General features: G+C 62.2%; 25 protein-coding genes. 6 read left to right on the top strand and 19 right to left on the bottom strand.

The window, feature by feature from the left end:
- The first annotated feature begins 28 nt into the window (after window positions 1–28).
- The gene (locus tag RCO31_RS19620) at window positions 29–1030 is read left to right on the top strand and encodes an ABC transporter ATP-binding protein (protein ID WP_308970127.1); all 1002 of its coding nucleotides are present in this window, start codon (window positions 29–31) and stop codon (window positions 1028–1030) included.
- The gene (locus tag RCO31_RS19615; protein WP_308970126.1) at window positions 1027–2097 is read left to right on the top strand and encodes a dipeptide ABC transporter ATP-binding protein; all 1071 of its coding nucleotides are present in this window, start codon (window positions 1027–1029) and stop codon (window positions 2095–2097) included. The genes RCO31_RS19620 and RCO31_RS19615 overlap by 4 nt, the downstream gene beginning before the upstream one ends.
- A 196-nt stretch (window positions 2098–2293) precedes the next feature.
- On the opposite strand, the gene soxR is transcribed toward RCO31_RS19615, so the two are convergent.
- Window positions 2294–2755, bottom strand: a complete 462-nt coding sequence (soxR, locus tag RCO31_RS19610; protein ID WP_308970125.1) for a redox-sensitive transcriptional activator SoxR — start codon at window positions 2753–2755, stop codon at window positions 2294–2296.
- A 79-nt stretch (window positions 2756–2834) separates the two neighbouring features.
- Between soxR and RCO31_RS19605 the strand changes: the two genes are divergently transcribed.
- The gene (locus tag RCO31_RS19605; RefSeq protein ID WP_308970124.1) at window positions 2835–3410 is read left to right on the top strand and encodes an NAD(P)H-dependent oxidoreductase; all 576 of its coding nucleotides are present in this window, start codon (window positions 2835–2837) and stop codon (window positions 3408–3410) included.
- 6 nt (window positions 3411–3416) lie between these two features.
- Here RCO31_RS19605 and RCO31_RS19600 read toward each other — a convergent pair whose 3' ends face one another.
- From RCO31_RS19600 to RCO31_RS19580, 5 genes are all read right to left on the bottom strand, one after another.
- Window positions 3417–4592 (bottom strand): LLM class flavin-dependent oxidoreductase, encoded by a 1176-nt coding sequence (locus tag RCO31_RS19600; RefSeq protein WP_308970123.1) that lies wholly within the window; start codon window positions 4590–4592, stop codon window positions 3417–3419.
- Window positions 4593–4788: 196 nt separating this feature from the next.
- Complete coding sequence (locus RCO31_RS19595; protein ID WP_308970121.1) at window positions 4789–4986, bottom strand: hypothetical protein; 198 nt, start codon at window positions 4984–4986, stop codon at window positions 4789–4791.
- Window positions 4987–5083: 97 nt separating this feature from the next.
- A complete protein-coding gene (locus tag RCO31_RS19590) occupies window positions 5084–6004 on the bottom strand; it encodes a ribokinase (protein WP_308970120.1) in 921 nt (306 codons plus the stop codon).
- Window positions 6005–6411: 407 nt separating this feature from the next.
- A complete protein-coding gene (locus RCO31_RS19585) occupies window positions 6412–6906 on the bottom strand; it encodes a GFA family protein (RefSeq protein WP_308970119.1) in 495 nt (164 codons plus the stop codon).
- Between the two features lie 35 nt (window positions 6907–6941).
- On the bottom strand, window positions 6942–7442 hold the full coding sequence (locus RCO31_RS19580; protein WP_308970118.1) for an NUDIX domain-containing protein: 501 nt from the start codon (window positions 7440–7442) through the stop codon (window positions 6942–6944).
- A gap of 78 nt (window positions 7443–7520) precedes the next feature.
- Here RCO31_RS19580 and RCO31_RS19575 point away from each other — a divergent pair, with 78 nt between their 5' ends.
- Window positions 7521–7757 carry a KTSC domain-containing protein gene (locus RCO31_RS19575; RefSeq protein WP_308970117.1) on the top strand — a complete coding sequence of 79 codons (237 nt, stop codon included), beginning with the start codon at window positions 7521–7523 and terminating at the stop codon, window positions 7755–7757.
- A gap of 28 nt (window positions 7758–7785) precedes the next feature.
- Here RCO31_RS19575 and RCO31_RS19570 read toward each other — a convergent pair whose 3' ends face one another.
- From RCO31_RS19570 to RCO31_RS19560, 3 genes are all read right to left on the bottom strand, one after another.
- On the bottom strand, window positions 7786–8034 hold the full coding sequence (locus RCO31_RS19570) for a DUF3551 domain-containing protein (protein WP_308970116.1): 249 nt from the start codon (window positions 8032–8034) through the stop codon (window positions 7786–7788).
- 113 nt (window positions 8035–8147) lie between these two features.
- Entirely contained in the window at window positions 8148–8609 is a 462-nt protein-coding gene (locus RCO31_RS19565) for an MgtC/SapB family protein (RefSeq protein ID WP_308970115.1), read from the bottom strand.
- Window positions 8610–8670: 61 nt separating this feature from the next.
- Window positions 8671–9015 carry a GrlR family regulatory protein gene (locus RCO31_RS19560; RefSeq protein WP_308970114.1) on the bottom strand — a complete coding sequence of 115 codons (345 nt, stop codon included), beginning with the start codon at window positions 9013–9015 and terminating at the stop codon, window positions 8671–8673.
- A 192-nt stretch (window positions 9016–9207) separates the two neighbouring features.
- Between RCO31_RS19560 and RCO31_RS19555 the strand changes: the two genes are divergently transcribed.
- A complete protein-coding gene (locus RCO31_RS19555) occupies window positions 9208–9492 on the top strand; it encodes a hypothetical protein (RefSeq protein ID WP_308970113.1) in 285 nt (94 codons plus the stop codon).
- A 202-nt stretch (window positions 9493–9694) separates the two neighbouring features.
- Here RCO31_RS19555 and RCO31_RS19550 read toward each other — a convergent pair whose 3' ends face one another.
- The 7 genes from RCO31_RS19550 to RCO31_RS19520 form a co-directional block, all read right to left on the bottom strand.
- Window positions 9695–10318 carry a hypothetical protein gene (locus RCO31_RS19550; RefSeq protein WP_374991508.1) on the bottom strand — a complete coding sequence of 208 codons (624 nt, stop codon included), beginning with the start codon at window positions 10316–10318 and terminating at the stop codon, window positions 9695–9697.
- 177 nt (window positions 10319–10495) lie between these two features.
- Window positions 10496–10693 carry a hypothetical protein gene (locus tag RCO31_RS19545; RefSeq protein ID WP_308970112.1) on the bottom strand — a complete coding sequence of 66 codons (198 nt, stop codon included), beginning with the start codon at window positions 10691–10693 and terminating at the stop codon, window positions 10496–10498.
- A gap of 197 nt (window positions 10694–10890) precedes the next feature.
- Window positions 10891–11475 carry a protein-S-isoprenylcysteine O-methyltransferase gene (locus tag RCO31_RS19540; RefSeq protein ID WP_308970110.1) on the bottom strand — a complete coding sequence of 195 codons (585 nt, stop codon included), beginning with the start codon at window positions 11473–11475 and terminating at the stop codon, window positions 10891–10893.
- Window positions 11472–12704 (bottom strand): hypothetical protein, encoded by a 1233-nt coding sequence (locus RCO31_RS19535; RefSeq protein WP_308970109.1) that lies wholly within the window; start codon window positions 12702–12704, stop codon window positions 11472–11474. The genes RCO31_RS19540 and RCO31_RS19535 overlap by 4 nt, the downstream gene beginning before the upstream one ends.
- A 196-nt stretch (window positions 12705–12900) precedes the next feature.
- Window positions 12901–14313 carry an MFS transporter gene (locus tag RCO31_RS19530; RefSeq protein ID WP_308970108.1) on the bottom strand — a complete coding sequence of 471 codons (1413 nt, stop codon included), beginning with the start codon at window positions 14311–14313 and terminating at the stop codon, window positions 12901–12903.
- Between the two features lie 99 nt (window positions 14314–14412).
- Complete coding sequence (locus tag RCO31_RS19525; protein WP_308970107.1) at window positions 14413–14742, bottom strand: GrlR family regulatory protein; 330 nt, start codon at window positions 14740–14742, stop codon at window positions 14413–14415.
- A gap of 39 nt (window positions 14743–14781) precedes the next feature.
- Complete coding sequence (locus RCO31_RS19520) at window positions 14782–15852, bottom strand: hypothetical protein (protein WP_308970105.1); 1071 nt, start codon at window positions 15850–15852, stop codon at window positions 14782–14784.
- Between the two features lie 188 nt (window positions 15853–16040).
- On the opposite strand from RCO31_RS19520, the gene RCO31_RS19515 reads away from it, so the two are divergent.
- Window positions 16041–16373, top strand: coding sequence for a multidrug efflux SMR transporter (locus RCO31_RS19515; protein ID WP_308970104.1), 333 nt, complete (start codon window positions 16041–16043; stop codon window positions 16371–16373).
- Between the two features lie 48 nt (window positions 16374–16421).
- Here RCO31_RS19515 and RCO31_RS19510 read toward each other — a convergent pair whose 3' ends face one another.
- The 3 genes from RCO31_RS19510 to RCO31_RS19500 all read right to left on the bottom strand — a co-directional run bounded on the left by RCO31_RS19510 (window position 16422) and on the right by RCO31_RS19500 (window position 18394).
- The gene (locus RCO31_RS19510; RefSeq protein WP_308970103.1) at window positions 16422–16778 is read right to left on the bottom strand and encodes a hypothetical protein; all 357 of its coding nucleotides are present in this window, start codon (window positions 16776–16778) and stop codon (window positions 16422–16424) included.
- Between the two features lie 222 nt (window positions 16779–17000).
- On the bottom strand, window positions 17001–17591 hold the full coding sequence (locus RCO31_RS19505) for a histidine phosphatase family protein (RefSeq protein ID WP_308970102.1): 591 nt from the start codon (window positions 17589–17591) through the stop codon (window positions 17001–17003).
- 251 nt (window positions 17592–17842) lie between these two features.
- A complete protein-coding gene (locus RCO31_RS19500) occupies window positions 17843–18394 on the bottom strand; it encodes a CreA family protein (RefSeq protein WP_308970101.1) in 552 nt (183 codons plus the stop codon).
- Between the last annotated feature and the right edge of the window lie 283 nt (window positions 18395–18677).

Below are 18677 nucleotides of genomic sequence, written 5' to 3'. Positions count from 1 at the left end.
TTCGCGGCGCCACGTCCAAGGAACACGCATGAACGCCCTGCTCGAAATCCGCAATCTGGTCACCGAGTTTCGCTCCGGCGGCAATGTCGTGCGGGCGGTCGATGGTGTGAGCTTCGGTGTCGCACGCGGCGAGACGCTCGGCATCGTCGGCGAATCCGGCTGCGGCAAGTCGGTGACGTCCCTGTCGATCATGCGGCTGCTGCCTTCGCCGCCAGGCCGCGTCGCAGCGGGCGAAATCCGTTTCGACGGCCGCGATCTCCTGCCCCTGTCGGAAGACGCGATGCGCAAGATCCGTGGCAACGACATCGCCATGATCTTCCAGGAGCCGATGACGAGCCTCAACCCGGTCCATACCGTCGGCGAGCAGATCATCGAGACCATCCAGCTTCACCGCAGCATCTCGCGCGCCGAGGCGCGCGAGCGTGCCCTCGAGATGTTGCGCCTGGTGCGCATCCCGTCTCCCGAGACGCGCATCGACGACTATCCGCACCAGCTTTCCGGCGGCATGCGCCAGCGCGTGATGATTGCCATGGCGCTGGCCTGCGATCCCAAGATCCTGATCGCCGACGAGCCGACCACCGCGCTCGACGTCACGATTCAGGCCCAGATCTTGGATCTGATGCGCGACCTGCGCGCACGCACCGGCGCTGCGATCGTGCTGATCACCCACGATCTCGGCGTTATCGCCGAGCTCGCCGACCGTGTCCTGGTGATGTATGCCGGAGGCATCGTCGAGGAGGCACCAGTCAGGGAGTTGTTCGGCGACCCCCAGCACCCCTACACGCTCGGCCTGCTCGGCTCGATCCCCAAGCTGCAGGGTGAGGAGGAACGCCTCGTCGCGATCCGCGGCATGGTGCCGAATCCCTATGCCATGCCAACGGGCTGCCGTTTCAATCCGCGCTGCCCGCTGGCCGACGCGCGATGTCGCCACGAAGCACCGCCCCTGATCGAGATCAAGCCGGGCCACCGCAGTGCCTGCTGGAAGACGCCGCTCGAGCTGGCGCTGCCCGCCCTTGAGAGAGCCTCATGAGCGAGCCCCTCCTCCAGGTCACAGGCCTTGCCAAGCATTTCCCGGTCACCAAGGGAATTGTACTGCGGCGCGCCGTCGGTGCGGTGAAGGCGGTCGATGGACTGTCCTTCGACCTGCATCCCGGCGAAACGCTGGCGCTTGTCGGCGAATCCGGCTGCGGCAAGTCCACGACCGGCCGGCTTCTGCTGCGCCTGATCGAGGCGACCGCGGGCGAGATCCGCTTTCAGGGAAGTGATGTGCGTGCTGCCGACCGTGAGGCATTGCGCACGCTTCGCCGCGACATGCAGATCATCTTCCAGGACCCCTACGCTTCGCTCAACCCGCGCATGAGCGTGGGCGACATTCTGGCCGAACCGCTGCGCCTGCACGACCTCGCGAGCGGTGCCAAGCTGCGGCGCAGGATCGAAGACCTGCTGTCGACCGTCGGCCTCTCGCCCTGGCATGCGTTACGCTATCCGCACGAGTTCTCCGGCGGACAGCGTCAGCGCATCGGCATTGCGCGCGCGCTCGCGTCGCGGCCAAAGCTGGTCGTCTGCGACGAGCCGGTCTCGGCGCTCGACGTGTCGATCCAGGCACAGGTGATCAACCTGCTGCAGGACCTGCAACGCCAGTTCGGCCTCGCCTACATCTTCATCGCCCATGACCTCGCCGTGGTGAAGCACATCAGCGACCGCGTCGCCGTGATGTACCTTGGCAAGATCGTCGAGCTCGCTCCCAAACGCGCGCTCTACGCCATGCCGCGCCATCCCTATACCCGTGCACTGCTCTCGGCCGTGCCGGTGGCCGACCCGACCCTGACACGCACGCGAACGCTACTCGAAGGCGACATCCCAAGCCCGCTGGCGCCACCGTCCGGTTGCCGGTTTCACACACGCTGTCCGTATGTCCAGGACCGGTGCCGCAACGAAGAGCCGGCACTGACCGACTTCGGTGGCGGTCACCGCGTCGCCTGCCATTTCGCCGCCGAACTCGGCGCCGCGCCGCCGGATATCGCCACAGGCCGCCCACCGCCTTACGCGGATCGGCTCGCCGCATATCGACGCCTGGCCGGAGAACGGGTGGCGTAATCTGCTGACGAAGGCACGGAGCACGCACGTTCCGCCGGCCATATTCGCGATCTGACGGCACGAGCGCATCTCGTCCGACGGGATCCAACGCAGCTGGCTTGCAAGCATACGAATCCGTTGCTCGTTTGATCGAGCACGCGCGACGACACTCCCGGTGCCGCGAAGCGTCCGAAGAGCCGTGCCCCAACTGCAGCTCTCAAGCCGGATCAAGCAGCCGCGGTCCCGGTCCCTGCTCCGAAAGCGAGTCATGAGGATTGCGTAAGGGACATGCCGCGGTCGACAGACAGCCGCAGCCGATGCAATCGTTGAGCTGGTCGCGCAGCCGGCTGAGCCTGGCAATGCGATCATCCAGATGCGCCTTCCATCTGGCCGACAGACGACGCCAATCCGCAGCAGTCGGCGTGCGTCCCGCCGGCAGCGCCGACAACGCGTCATGGATCTCGGCCAGCGGCATCCCGGTTCGCTGCGCCACCTTGATGATGGCGACCCGCCGCAACACTTCGCGCGGGTAGCGCCGCTGGTTGCCCTGGTTCCGCGTGCTGCGGATCAGTCCTCTCGCCTCATAGAAGTGTAGTGCGGAGACCGCCACGCCGCTGCGGGCGGCGACCTCACCGACGGTGAGCTCCCGGCTGATCTTGGCTTGATTGATCCTGTCCATGAGAATTGCCTCTTGACCTCAACTTTACTTGAGGTTCTATCAGCATGTCTCCCATCGGCAACCATGGAGAGGCAGACAGATGACACCGGTCAAAGCGGCATTGATCTACGGCAGCACGCGGCAAGGCCGCTTCTGCGACACGGTGGCGAACTGGGTGGGCGGCGAGATCTGGAGTCGCAATGATTTCACCCTGGACCTGATCGACCCAAGGCAGTTCGAGCTGTCTCCTCACCATGAGCAGGACAACAGCGTCGCCTTGCAGGATCTCGGCAGACGGCTTGACGCGGCGGACGCATTCGTCGTTGTCACCCCCGAGTACAATCATGGCTATCCAGCCGTGCTGAAGCTCCTGCTCGACGCGGCCTATCGCGAGTGGCAGGCAAAGCCGGTAGCGTTCGTCTCGTATGGCGGGATCTCAGGCGGCTTGCGTGCTGTCGAGCAACTGCGGCTGGTCTTCGCCGAACTGCACGCCGTCACGATCCGGGATTGCGTGAGCTTCGCCGATCCGTGGAACAGGTTCGGCACCGACGGCCACCCGATGAACCTGGAGGAAGCCCGCAAGGCGATGGCCACGATGCTGTCGCGCCTGCGCTGGTGGGCCGTGGCGCTGCGCGACGCGCGTCGAGCCGCGCCTTACGGCGAGGTGGTCGGATGAGAACGCCTAACGCGTTCGCGCCCCACGCTCCTTGGCGTAACGCTCGCCGGCGGCCTCGACGGCTTTGGCATGCAGGCCAGCAAGCTCAGGCCGCGCGGCGCGGGCGCGCTCGGCGGCGTCGAGGGTCGGCCTGGCGTGGCCCTGGAAATGAGGCATCACATGGCGGGCGATCAGCTCAAAGCTCTTGGCGGTCGCCTGCTGGTTCGCCCAGTTGTGGCCGAGCAGCAGGTAACAGCCGAAACCGCCGTTTGATTGCTTGACGAGCCGATCGATCTGCGCTGCGCACTCGTCAGGCGTTCCGATCACGCCGAGGCCGGACTGGTTGATGAAGTCGATCATCTCGGCGGTGCTGTCGCCGAGCACAGCCATTTGCGGGAAAGCTGCAACTGCCTGAAAGTAACGAAACCAATGCTCGATGCCGTACTGCACGTCGGCAATCGCCTGCTCCTTGGTTTCCGCACAGTGCATCGGGCCAACGAGACGCCAGTTCGAACGGTCGACCGTCTTGCCGTGCACCCGTGCTTCCTCGTTCAGCACATCCCAATGCAGCGCCAGCGCATCGAAGCCGGCTGCGGTAGTGGCGCCGACCGAGAGCAGCCCGATGCCGTGCCGCCCCGCAAGCTTGGCGCCGGTGGGCGATGCCACAGCTGCCACGGCTGCGTCAAAAAGCGGATCGGAAAAGGGACGCAGATGCAGCCGCGCATCGCGCAGGTCCCACCGCTGGTTCTTGAATGTCACCGGTTCGTCTCCTCTCAACAGCCTCATGATGACGTCGAGGCTTTGCTCGAGGAGTTCACGGGTCTCCGTCTGAGAAACCCCGATCATGATGCCGTCGGTCGGCAGCGAACCAGGTCCGGCACCGAACATCACCCGCCCGCGAGTGAGATGATCGAGCAGCACGATGCGCTCTGCAACCCATAGCGGATTGTGGTACGACAGGCTGACGACACCGGTGCCAAGCTTGATATGACGCGTGCGCTCGGCGGCAACTGCGATCATGATTTCGGGCGACGCGCTGATCTCCGTGCCTGCAGAATGGTGCTCGCCAAACCACGCTTCGTCATAACCGAGGCGATCGAGCCAAGCGACGAGATCCAGATCGTTCTGCAAGGCCAGCGTCGGATTGATGCCAGGCTTATGGAAAGGCGCAAGAAAGATGCCGAAGCGCAGACGAGATGTCATAAGCACGTCCTCCCCAATATTCGTGGCAGCGTCTCCAAGCAGAACGCGCCTGTCTTTGTTTTGAGTGCCGCACAGCTTACGCGAGCGCGGCGTCACGGTCTATTGGCGACAGGTGGTGAGGTGATGCCGGCGAGAGGCCGTCGCCGCATGCCGCTACCCTCATGGCAACGTCACGACGGCGAGCGGCTGACGAACCCTAGTTGCGCTTGACGAATACGTCGGCGAGCCCCGCAGCCGACGCCGGATGCTCTCGTGACCAGGCCTGACTCTGGGCGAGGTGAATGTAGTGATCGGCCATGCGTATAAGGCGCGCTCTAATCCTTGCATCAGGCTCGCGCTCTGCCTGCTGCTTCAGTTCATCGGCCTTATGGATAAGATCGGAACTGTCGGGCATGATGGGCCTCGAACGATCGTGCTCCCACTCACAAAATGCCGGTTCCCGGCAATTCGTTCCGAACCAGGCGCGGCCTGATGACGGTTTGGCGGGGTTGTCAGATCTGACGGCCCTGTGCCGTCGTCACCTCCTCCAGGCTCGGCATCGACGGGCCTGCTCCCATCCGCTGCACACAGATTGACGCCGCGATGTTAGCGAACTGCAGCGCGTCGCGGATCGGTCGTCCCCGCGCCAGTTCGGCGGCGACGGCGCCCGTGAAGCAATCGCCCGCGCCTGTGGTATCCACCACCTCGACTTCCCCCGCCGCAAGGCAGAACGTCTCCGCGCCGACAAGGGCAAGCGCTCCGCGCTTACCGATCGTGACGCAGATCACCTGATCGACATGAGTTCTGAGAGCCCTTGCGGCGCCGGCGATCTCGGCCAGCGAAGCCTCTTCCTGCAGTGGCCGGTGCGCGAATGTCGCAAGCTCGGTCTCGTTCAGAATCACGAGATCAGCCAGCGCAAACAGCCCGCGATCGATCTCGATAGCCGGTGCTGGATTAAGGATCGTTCGCGCTCCACTGCTGCGACCGCGGGCGAAGAAGGCTGCGATCGTTTGCGGAGGGATTTCCAGTTGACTGACCAGTACGTCGCCCGGGCGCAGAACCGGGCCGCCGATGTCGGCCAAGCCGACCTCTGCGTTCGCCCCCGCTACCACGACGATCGCATTGTCCCGATCGGCAATTGTGATCATGGCTACGCCCGTCGGCGCATTCTCGGACTCCTGCACGTGCTGCAGGTCGACCCGCTGCCCGGCAAGAAATGTCCTCAGGTCCGCACCGAAACTGTCGCGGCCAAGGCGGCCGATCAGTGCAGTCTGTGCGCCAAGGCGCGCCGCCGCGACCGCCTGGTTGGCACCTTTGCCGCCGGGAAGAAACACGACCGCCTTGCCCGGCACCGTTTCGCCGAGCCTTGGATATCGAGTCGTCGTGGCGACGACATCCATGTTGATGCTGCCCGCGACGTAAACCTTCCCCATTGACCGAGGCTCCGCGCGCTGCATTTCGTTCTGAGAGCCGTTTTAGTGCGGCCGGCGGCTTTGGTCGCAGCAGATGTCGAGAACCGCACGGATTCTGTCGTCATCTAGCAAGTCAGGAGCGTATGTGAAACCTTGTCCGACCAGCGACTGCTGAATGCTTCGCCAGTTTTCCATCTCGCCGGACTGCGCCAGTCTAACCGCGGCCTCGTATAGTTCGAGCTTCGCCCCTTTCATGACCCATCCCCGTCACTTGATCGTCATCAAAGTGTCGCGCCACGCTCGGGCAAATTTGTGGCTGAAGCTTCGCGCGAAGCGACAAGTCTATTTTTTGTGCACTCAACCAACACATGGAACAGACCTCCAATCTCACAGGAGTCGAAGACACTGCCTTGTTTCGTCGAGCAAATTCACGCGAACGGAAATTCCTTCGCCTTTTTCCTCCGCGGGCGCTCCCACACGACGCCGGGGAAGCCTTTCAGCGGCCGCAGCGCCTCACCGGTGTAGATCCACTCCTGCACCTCATCGATACCTACATGATAAAGCGGCTGGCGGCCGGTGCGGCTTGCAAACAGTGCGCGCGGGATGTTGATCATGTGCGGCGATCGCGCACGCTCGTAGGCGATGGGCGTGCCACAACGCTTGCAGAAGCTGCGTACCGTGTTCGCCTCCCTGTCTTCGTAACGGGTGATATGGTCCGCCCCATCCGTCACCCGGAAGCGCTTGCACCAGCTTCCGACATAGGTCGCATAGGCGGCACCGTGCGCCATCCGGGTGGCCCGGGTGTGGTCGTGCCAGGCCCAGAACGGCGGCGCATCGATCTCGAAGCGGACCGCGCCGCACAAGCATCGGCCTGCGATCTGCGCCGGCTGACTCATGGCTCGCTTCTGTTTGGGTTCCGGCATGATCCTTCCAGTCGGTTGATTGTCGTCCCGACGCCTTAAGAGATGTCTCGAGCGACCGTCGCCGAAAGCTGGACGGCGCGTGACAGCAACTCAACCTGTCCAGGCAGGATTTTTGTCCGCGCCTGGTCAAGCGTGAACCACTGTGCCCGATCAGCCTCGGGAAAGGACTGGCGCCGGCCGCTCTTCGGCGGCCATTCGAGCTCAAAGGTGTTCGAGACGAACTGCGTCACATCGAAGTCGGCTTCGATGGCAAATGCGGTGACGATCTTGCCGGCCTTCTGCTTCACCTCACCGATGGGTATGAACGCGCTCGTCGGCTGCTCCGCGGCGCGAGCTGCAGACGGCCCCAGTTCCTCCACCAGTTCGCGTCTGGCGGCAGCAAGGGCGTCCTCTCCGTCATCGTACTCACCCTTGGGAAGCGACCAGGCGCCCTCATCCTTGTTCCGCCAGAACGGGCCGCCGGGATGAACGAGCAGGACCTGCAGGTGCCCGCCTTCATGCTTCCACATCAGGATCGCCGCGCTGCGCTTCGGCATCGAGATCTCTCGTTTCGCTGTGCAGGGACCCTTGGCGTCCCGGAGGCGTTAAATGGACGACACGCGAGAGGCTCGCCCATGCCGTCCGTCGACTCAAGCGCCATTCGGCGTATCGAGTACCGTCCCTCCGGCCGCACGCTAGAGGTGACCTTCGTGACGGGACGGCGCTATGTCTATTTCGACGTCTGGCCGCAAGTATATCGGCAATTCGCAATGGCTCCGTCGAAGGGAGAATTCTTCAACTTTTACATTCGCGACCGCTACGAGTTCGAAGAACTCCCGCGATCGCAAAGCCCCGACGACGCTGAAGGTTAAAGCACACGTTCCGCTCCAGACAGGTCAGCTACCGGGCGCCGCGCTTTACGGTACGAGGCGCGGCGACAAGGCGCGCGTTCGGTTGGCAGAAGCCCGCCTGTCCGCCGATGAAGGCCCGGCACTGTTCGAGCGTCGAGTAGAGGCACGCGGGCATGCCCGACTGGCCGATCGAGGTGATCGCACACCACGGATACTCGACCTCGGCGCGGCCCGGCGTCGCGGTGAGCATGGTCGCAGCAACTGCAACGACTGGCAGGCTCTGAATAAAATCCTTCATGACGTACACTCCCGGTGGGTCGCCGTGTGAGTTACGTCTGATGGGAATGATCGCCAGCCGGATACCGATAACAAGGGCGCGAGCAGAACGTGACGGCGGCGAAAATTTCGCCGCTACTTCTTCCCATCCTTGGGGGTCTTCGGCTCCTGCTTGAACGGCGCAAGCAGCCACAGCGTGAGAAAGATGAACAGCGAGATCATCACTGCGACGTCGTAGGCGCCCAGTCCGACCGCCACACCAGTCGCGCCGGTAGCCCACAGGCTCGCCGCCGTCGCCGTGCCATGCACAGTGTTCTCATTCTTGAGGATCGCACCGCCGCCGATAAAGCCCATGCCGGTCATCAAGCCCTCGATGATGCGCGCGGTCCCCTCGGGATGGCCTTGCAACATATGCTCGGTCGCCTGCACGATGCCACAGGTTGCAATCGCCACCAGGGGAAATGTGCGCAACCCTGCGCTGCGCTCCTCCTTCTCGCGATTCCAGCCGATTGGCAACGCCAGCAGATAAGCGACCGCCAGCGCCACGAAATGCGGCAGCACGCGAAAACTGTCCGGCATGTCGAGGAGCGATTGCATGGGAATTCCTTCAGCGGCTCACGAACGCTGTCCAAGCCCGAAAAGTTCCTCCCGCGGCCTTTCAGGCCTCCACGAGCTTCCGCATCACCGCACGAAAGCGAATGCTGCGTTTGCCAGAGAGCGCGGTCGCGAGCGCCTCGGCGCCCTCGTCGCTGTAGGTACCGGAAAAGCCAATCCCGACCTCGCGGCCGCCGAACACCGGATACTTGCCTGCCGTCGTCGGCGTGTGCTCGTTGCTGATCAGCTCGCCTTTCCACCTGCCATCCGCAAAGCTGTACGACCCGGTGTAATAGAAATACGAATCGCCCCCGCGGATGGTGCCGTCATGCAGGACCATGACGCCCCCGTTGCGGCCTGCGACGCCATCCAGCATCTCGATATGAAGCGTGTAGAGCCCGTTCTTCATCAATTCGTTCAATAGTGGTGCGAAAAGATGCACGAAATGGCATCAATCGTGCTTATCGAGACCAACAATCGTACCGAACGGGCCGATGATCGTCCGATATAACGCATGGCAGCGTTGATGCGTCACTTTGTTCATTGTACGGCGAAAAACTTAGCCTAAATGCGGCGCAGAGAATCTTCGAAAGGTCAGGCGATGAGCGTGGAATGGAAAACCAAGCAGGGCACGCGGCGCGTGCGCGTCGAGCCCCCGACGCTTGCGGAAGCCATTTTCGCAGCTCAGGGCGTTACCGATGATGTCCAGCAACAGGCGGAATTCGCTTCCGATTTGACCGGCACGCCAGTCGACGCCGTGCTCGCGACGATCCTCAAGGAGGCTCGCAAGGCCGCCCGCACCGGCCGCGTGGTATCGATTCCGTCAGGCAACCAGCGCGCTGTCGTCGTCGAGCGCAAGCCCTCGCGGGCGATCCGCCGCGCCTAGGTTTTTGGTCCTGCGACTACGTCAGTAGCCGACGCAGCAGTCGACAATAAACACTGTGATCATTGGCCGCTCTGCTTTGCCATAGGCGAGCGGCGAGCGAAGCGACGCCGTTCTTCGAATGGCTATGGGGACGACATCGAGACGTTGGCAGTGATGCTGCCAACCAAATCTCACCACACTCTGGAGTGTTATCGCTAGAGCGTTATCGCTCAGGTGGCAGTTGCACCGTGTTGCGGCCACCATTGATTTCCCGAAGATTATTGACCCAGTCTTCCGGAACCAGCAGGTGCGTATACGGGGTCTTCAAGCCCATATAGCTGGCGATTCGTCCAATGAACGCCGTGCAGTTGAATGTCATGGCGTTCCACACGGGCGAACTTTTCTGCAGCTCTTTGATGTAGGCAAAGACTCTCTCGCCGTCGGCCTTGGTCAGATAGACCCGATAGTTGGCGGTGAGATACTGTTCATCCAGGTCGCCGTAACTGGCGCCGGTTTCAGACAGAACCGGCAACACGTGCCCGATAACGTAAGGCACCGCGCTCTCCCCCGCCGGATGCAGGCCGGCAACTTCAACCTTTCGCTCACTCGTCCGTCCATACCAGACGAAGGCGTGGCCGTACGAAGCCGCCGTCCGTGACCGGAAATCGACATAGTACGGATACTGCGCCGATGATGGCTTACGAGCCGGTCTGGTTGCAGGGGTGGTTGACGCGAGGTTCACACCTTGCGTCGACTTCTCGGTTTCCGTGCGTGCCGTCAGCTGCTGCGCATGGCTCTCTTGAACGTCGATCCCTACCGAGATCGAAAGCCCGCAAAGGATTGCCACGACACCGAAGCGACTCCTCTTCCCCAGAGTTTCCCGCACGGTTACCCCCAATCGCGATCCGTTAACCAGTCAACGCAAAATCCTCTGCCCGAAGCACTCTTGGAAGAGTGCGGGGCAGAAATCCTCTCGTATAAGGGATGGAGGGGGCGCACCGCCCCCCACCAATGCAGGGACGAATTAGCCTCTGCGAACGAGCGGCTCAGGAGCCTTGCCGACTGGCGCCTTGCCAACCGGGGTCTTGCCGATTGGAGTCTTGCCGATCGGCATTTTGCCGACTGGGGCTTGCTCGTACACCGGCTGTGCACGCGGCAGGTCAGCAGCAGCGGCGGTACCCACGGCGGCACCTGCTATGACGAGCGATGCAGTTGTTGTCATCAGAACCTTAAGCACAAGCAATCTCCTTGTATCAGTTGCTGGACCCAGAGCACTTGATTCCTGCCCCAATCGCCAAGATATGCTACCGGTAGTTACCAAACAATCATAAGCACACTTGGCACCCGGGACAGCTTCATCGTTTTCGCGAAGTGTGGCGCAAATGACGCATTAGCGGCCGACCAAAACGCCCTCGCGCGTCAAAACACCCCCGGAACAATGCGATAAGTTCGGGACATGTACTCGTGGTAGGTGTCGCCGAAGCTTTCCAGCATCATTTCCTCTTCCTTAGTGATTCGACCAAAAAACAGGATGCCGAACCCGACAAGCCCGGCGAAACCGGCGATCCAGTTGGGCAGCAGCAACGCTTGCGCGATGGCCCAAAGCCAGAAGCCGGTATACATCGGGTGTCGCAGATGACGATAAATGCCATCTGTGACGAGTTCGTGGTTTTCGCGCACATCAAGGCTGACGGACCAGTTGCGTCCGAGCGCGCGGTGGGTCAGCCGAAACATCGCAAGCGACGCCAGGGCCACGAAAAGACCGATCCAGGCTTGCGCCGGCCCAAAGGGATAGGCGGCAAAGCGAGGAAACCCTGTCGCGATGTAGACGAAGGGCAGAATACCTAGGCCAGTGAGCGATGTGAGCAGCAGCGCGATCTCGCGGGCGCCGCGGGCGCTGCGAACAACGCGCATGCTGCGCGAGCGGCGTGCGTAGGGAAAGCGGATGATGAACCAGCCGACCGCGAGCAACACGAAGATGGATTTCGCAAGCAGCGGGGTCATTGCTGAACCGCAAATGCCGGTTCAGGCGCGCGGTCCTCATACGAGGGCGCTGCGAACAACGCGCCGTTTGCGTCAATCGATGAAGCCGCGCCGTTTGGAAGGTTGATCTGGCGCTCTATCGAGAGCGGCCCGCACAACAGCATGAAATAGTCGTAAGCGTTGCGCCGATCGTTGCCGCTGACAAACTGGCAATGCACCCTGTAGAAGTTATGCTGGATGCGCCGGTAGGTTGCCGGCTCGAGCATTTCCCTAAGCTTGACGAGGCGCACGACCGGCCCGCCATTGCTCTTCAACCCCATCTCGCGCATCGGATCGGTCTTGTAGAAATTCATCACGTCTGTTCGCGCCTGATATTCGCCCCAGAATAGGCCGGGAGTCATGGCAACATGCTCCAGCGCCGCGCGGAAGCGAGCCGCCCGCGGATGCAGCCCTATCTTGAGAATGGACGAACCGATCGACACGAAGGTCACTTTGGCGGTGCCCTTGCCCGGCGCCGCGCCCAGCTTCAGTGCACGGTCCAAGACGTCAACAGCAAGCACGGCTCCAAGGCTGTGGCCGATAACAACGATCTCATCGCAGTCCGAGCGACGCACTGCGGCAACGATCTGGCTGGCGAAGGTATCGAGCCTTCGTTCCAGGATCGAATCTTTCTCCCTGATGTACGCGCGGGAAAATATCCAATCGTCGAACAGCGTGCCAAGCTTGAACCATCGCCCCGGCCCTCGCATCAATGCGACGAAGATCAGAAGCCCGGCGGCTATCCCGATCGGCAGGGCGTCGGTCGCTCTCGCGAAAAATCCACCCGCGAACCAGGCGGCCACAACAAAGGCGTCGAAAATCAGAAATGGGTAGAGGAAGAAAAGCGCATAACGCCAGTTGGCGCGAAAGTAGCGCCAGAGCGTGCCGGTCATAGCAAAATCAAGAAACGCGAGCTGGCCGAGCGGAATCCGTCGCCACTGAGGCTGACGAGCGAACGTTTCAACGAGGTCATCCCAACGCGCCAGACAGTGGCGCGAGTCGACACGCCAATTGGGGCCTGTCGTCGTCACATCCCATATCGCCTTGTCAGCGTCGATGATGGCTGGTGACACGGATGCTTTCGCCGACCAGGTCTTCTCAAATCGGCTCAACTCCCGCGCGAACCGTCGATGCGAGATTTCTGGCGGCATGTCGGGATGGTAGCCACCGAAATGGAATACCAAGCGTTTCGAGATGAGCGGTCCCGTCATCGTCTCCCCCACTTAAGGTGCCGATTTTAGACCCATTTCGGCCGTGGCCAACAGCCCAGGAAGCCTGTGGACAATTTTTTCACCCAAATGATGCGACAGGGCCAGCTTGCCGCCGTCGCTCAACCCCAAATAGTTCCGCTGGTGGCCTCGGCGCTCGGAGCGTATCCGCTCCCGCGGAAATTGAGGAGATATTTGATCAGATCACGATGGGCCCATCCTTGCTGTAGCGCAGCCGCAGGAAGCTTGCCGCGCTGCCGACCGCGGCGAATGCAACGCCGATCGAGAGAGCGAGAACCGGGCCTTTGCCATTACCAACACTGAAGCAGAAAGCCGCAAGCGCAGCTCCGATCGTCTGCCCGCTCAGCCGCGCGGTCGCTACCATGCCGCTCGCCCCACCCGCGCGCGACGCTGGCGCCGAAAGCAGAAGCGCCTTCATGTTGGGCGACTGGAAGAAGCCGAATCCGCATCCGCACAGCGCCATGCGCCAACCAATGTCGAACACGTTGGCATCGGTCGGCATGGTCGCGAGCATCGCCATGCCGCAGCTCAGGATCGCGAGGCCGATGCCGCCGAGCAGGCCGACGCGATAGCGATCGGACAGGAAGCCGGCGATCGGCGCCATGATCGCAACGACCACTGGCCAGGGGGTGATGAGGAATCCGGTCTCCACCTGCGAACGGCCGAGCGATCCGATCAGGAGAAACGGCAGCGAGACGAAGGCAAGCCCTTGCGTCGCGAATGAGCAGATCGCCGTCATCACCGACAACGCGAACATCGGAATCTTGAACAGATCCACAGGGATCATCGGGGCCGGATGATCCTTCTGCCTGCGGATCAGCAACACGCCGCAGATTGCCGACACGGCCAACTCACCAGCGGTGGCGAGCAACGACTGATCGCGTGCAGCGCTACCGAGCGCGAAAACCAACAGACCCATGCAGCCCGCAGCGAGCACTGCGCCGAGGAAATCGAACTTATGCGGTGCGCGCGGCATCCGCGGCAGCACGCGGACCGACAGAATGAGTGCGACCACCACGAACGGGATGTTGACCGCAAACAGCCATGGCCATGGCGCGACCGACAGAATGATGGAGGCGACGGTCGGCCCCATGGTGATGCCAGTCGACACGACCATCGCATTGACGCCGACGCCTCGCCCGAGGATCCGCCTCGGCCAGATGAAGCGGATCAACGCCGAGTTGACGCTCATCATGCCGCTCGAGCCGAGCCCCTGGATCAGCCGCGCGAACACCAGCATCTCGAACGAGTGGGCGAAAGCGCAGCCGACTGCGCCGATGCCAAACAGAATCAAGCCGCCATAGTAGATGCGTTGGTGGCCGACGATCTCGCCGAGCGCGGCGAGCGGCAGGAGCGTCGCCACCATGGCAATCTGCACCGCGTTGACGACCCAGACGATCTGCGCCGGCGTGACCTTGAGATCGGCGGCCATCGTAGGCAGCGCGACATTGGCAATCGAGCCGTCGAGCGAACTCATCGCCACCGCCATGGCAACGGCAAGGATAGCCCACCGCCGCTGCTCCCACGGCAGGCCATCCATATCGGCCGGAGCCTGCTCGGGGCGCTTTTCGCGCGTTTCGCTTCGTGACATCGCTTGCGGCTGACCCGACCCGGCCTCTCAACGGGCCTTGCTTTCGACGCTGTCTAACCCAAGGCGCAGACGTGCTGCACCCCCGCCAGCGCATGGGCGTCAGGCATCTGCAATCCTGCGCAGCGCGAGCCGATAGCCGCCGTGGTCGCAGGTCGCCTCAACCTCGGCTGTCCCCTGCGTATACGTGCCCGAGAAAGCAACAGCGACTTCCTTGGCCCCGAAAGCCGGCTTGGCAAGCTCGCTACGGGTGTGTTGCCGGGTCGAAAACTCGCCCGTCCAGCGTCCATCAGCGCCGCTGTAGGTGCCTACATAGTAAAAAAACGCATCACCGCCGAGGATCCGGCCGTCGCGCAGAACCAGCACGCCGCCGTTCTCCGCCCTGCCCCCGCCGGCCGGCTCGACGCGCACGAAATACAGGCCGTTGTCCATACGGTCCGTTCGCCCAACTCTGTCCACCCAAGGTGAACCTTAGCGCTGGCGAACGGTCCATACAAATGCGTCTGAGGCACGTCCGACTGCCGGAACATGGGCAGCCAGGCCGATGTTCCGACCGGAAGCCGCTGCCAGCCCCTCGAACAGGCCCGTCAGAACCTGCCCGCAGGCAGGATGGTAGTCGGCCACGTCGATCATCAGCCGCCAGCCGTGCTGGGTGACGGCAAACACTCCGCGCTGCTCGTCAGCCGTCGACCGGTCATCCTGTGCGCTCAGGACCGCCGACAGAAACGCTGCAAAATCAACCGCCTTGAAGGACGACGAACCGGCTTCGGAAAATGCCGCTGCGGTCTCGGGGAAGAACTGCATACCGATCAATTTTGCGGTCCTGTGCAACAGATGGCCCGCATCCTCGGCGCCGAACAATTGCACCATGACCGGCGCCGCGCTTCGCACATACTCCATCGCGTAGTTGCGATAAGCCTTCTCCAGCCGCGGCTTTGGCCACGCGTCGACCGGCAGCGCCGGCGCACGCGCGGGATCGAATGGTGGTGCTTCAAGATGGCGCGCAAACACCAGCCGCTCGTCTACGCCGAGATCGCGATCGTATTCGTAGTAGTAGCCTTCTAGACCATCCTGCACGTCCACGGTCTGCTTGGTGCAGACGAAGCCGAGCTTAAGGTTGCGCAGCGCGACGCCGTTGTTGGCGTGCCAGCCCCGCAGCATGGCACGCGAGACCTCCATGGGGATGCCGCAGATCGCCGTGCCCTGCCAGATCCAACGCGGCGGCGGATAGCGGATCCAGGCCTTGCGGTCACTCTCGTACATGTATTCGACGAACACGCCGCCGATCCAATTGGACAGATAGTGATATTGCGCGGCGGCAACCGCCGGCGGCAGTTTGCTCAAGCCGAGTTTCTCCAGGCCCGCGAGAAAGCGTTCCTCCTGCTGGCGGCGGAAAACACGGAAGACGAATTCCTCCGCGGCCGGCACACCGCGTCGTGTCACCACAGTCAGGATCAGTCCCGTGAAGAAGGCATGATAGAGATTGGCGACCGCCCGCCATCGCGCCCATTTCGCCTGATCGGTCTTGCTCGTTTCGTCCACAGTTGTGCTCTCGGTGCTTCTTGTATTCGTCGATGCCGCGGGCCGGCGCCCGTCGTGAGGCACGCGACTATCTGACCATTTGATGACCGACTGTAACGAGATTGCAGGATAACTCCAGTTGGCGAACCGGCGGAGCCGCCCTATTCAAGGACCAGTTCGCAATTTTCGATTCTTTCAAAGGGCAGACGATGGGGACCTATCTTTACCTCCTGACGGCCGTAGCTCTCGAGACGATCGGAACTTCTGCGCTGCAGGCGTCCGAGCAGTTCACGAAGCCGAAGCCGCTGCTGCTGACAGCCGTCTGCTATGCAGCGTCGTTCTATTTCCTATCGCTGACGCTTCGCGTCATGCCGGTCGGCATCGCCTACGCGATCTGGTCCGGGCTTGGGATCGTGCTGATTGCTCTGATCGGCCTTGTCTGGTTCGGCCAGAAGCTCGACACCCCGGCGCTGGTAGGCCTTGCGTTGATCATCGCCGGCGTCATCACCATCAACGTATTTTCAAAGTCGGTCGCGCATTAGATCGGGCGCGTCGAGAGAGCGCACCTGAGGGACGCGCATCTTGGATGCCTAGCGCGAGCCAAACATGCAGGCGAGTGTGGGCGCCGCGATCTTGTCGAGCGCCTCGACCACACGTTCATGCGACCGACCCGGAACCCATGCGTACTGGATGCTCGGAACGCCGGTCTCCGAGACGCCGCGGATGAGCGCCATGCGAAGCTCGGTGTCCTGCTCGCGGGAAACGGCGTTGTCGTGCAGACAGCCGCAGACGACCTCAGGCTGCTTCGCCATCCGCGCGCTCATGCGCGGCGCACAGACCGATACGAACAGATCGCGCTCCATCACGGTTGGAGCGGGGGGCGCGGCTTGGGCGCTGCCGGCCATGATTGCGGCGGTTACGGCTGCTGCGGCTAAAATGTTCGGCATTTGCTTTTTGTCCGGAAGGCTGAACGCCTATGACGTCGTGCGACTTGATACGCTCGCACGGTTTCCGGATTTCTGCGTCAGTTCAGCAAAACGGTTTCCTCGACGCGACGAAATATGTCGTCCGCGCGCAGCGGCGACATACTCGACATACTCAGAGGACATTGCTCGGTCAGTGACCTGGTGATTCAAACATCGAGTCGGCCAATGAACGATTGCGCCGCATTAGCGCCCGAGCAGCACGCCGGCCTCGCCGGATCCGACCTCACGCCCGAGCGCGCGGATCGCGATGTCACCCTCGCTGACATCGACGATCGTGACCGATGCGTGGTCAGGACGAAAACTTAAGACCTGTTCGCTGTTGACCGCTGCCCCGACCACAACGTTGATCGCGATAAAGTGGCTGAAGATCACGGCGTCGCCAGCCATGGCACGTACCGCGTCGAGCAACGTCGAACGCCAGGCGGCGTAATCCGGCGAGCCGGCCGGCGCAGTCGCCTGCAGATTGGCCCAGTCGGATGTCATGGCCTTGCGCAGCCACTCCTGCCGCTCCTTGAGCGATAGCGGCGGCGAAGGCACCTCACCGATTTCGGCGAGAACGATCGGCTGCACGCCCCAGGCCTCCGCCAGCGGCCGCGCAGTCTCGCGGCAGCGACGCAGCGGGCTGGTGTAAAGCGGAAGACGATTGGGCAGGGCCTGCAACTCCTCCGCAGCCCTGACCGCTTGCGCTGCGCCCACCTCATCCAGGCCGGGATCGAGAGAATCGCCATAGGCCGACGCCGGCTTTGCGTGCCGCACCAGGTAAAGCGTCGCCAAAACTATCCCCCAATCAAATGCGCCCAACTCAGACGCAAACCGCCCAATACCCAACCCGAGAGCTCTGCGCAATGCCCGCGCTAGAACACGAGTGTCCAGAATCCGAAGCTCGCCACTTTTCGCGGCACCCACAGAGCAAACTTAGGATTTGATAAAGCCACCGGCAAAGTTATGATTCTAGCGTCCCTAGGGCTCAGAAGTTCGCTGCTTAGATTCGCGGCAGGCGATGGAGCGAATTTTGAGCTACGATACTAGTTCGTCACGTAGTCAGCGCACTTTTGAACGCTGTCATTCGCGCCCCACGGCATGATCGGCACCGACGATGTCGAATTCTTCGGAGAGCCTTCGATGATCCGGTCCGAATAGACCATATAGACCAGCACATTCCGCTTGACGTCACACCCGCGCACGATTTGCATCTTCTTGAAGAGCAGCGACCGCCGCTGACGGAACATATCATCGCCCTGCTCGAACTTCGCCTTGAACCGGATCGGGCCGACTTGCCGGCAGGCGAGCGAGATGTCCGAGACCTCCTCCGCAAGTCCAAGCCAGCCTTTAAACCCGCCCTTCTCCGGCACCGTAAAGTGGCATGCCACGCCCTCGACGTCGGGGTCATCGATACCATAGGTGCCAAGCTTGTCGTTGGGCGACAGCCACTTGAACACCGTGGAGCGGCGGAAGATCAAATCGGGCTCGTCTGCGGCATGGGCGATCGATCCGGCCGTCGCAAACAGCAATGCACACAGCCCCGCGGCACAAGTAAGGCGGCGGAAAACGCCGCCTCGAACTGTCAGAACGCTCATCTTTTGCTCCAAGAAACCCACAAAGGCCTATGTAGGCATGGCAAAACCGCCTTTGAAGCGAGATGTTCGAAGGCAACTGACCAACCGTTAGTCAACATATAGAGTGCTTGTGGCATTTTCAGCGTGCGCGGCCTAAATCCTGAAGCGTGCTCATGAACCCTTTACCTCTGTCAGACACTCATGGGCCAAAGGATTGGGCCAAAGGATTGGGCCGCGAGCAAAGGATTCAAATGGTGCGTTAACCGTTTGGATCGGCATGGAAGGATTTGGGGCTTGAGCGGGC

The organism is Bradyrhizobium sp. LHD-71 (assembly GCF_031157255.1).
Taxonomy (GTDB): Bacteria; Pseudomonadota; Alphaproteobacteria; order Rhizobiales; family Xanthobacteraceae; genus P52-10.
Note: the sequence above shows the minus strand (reverse complement) of the source record. Positions and strands in the feature narration are given on the sequence as shown.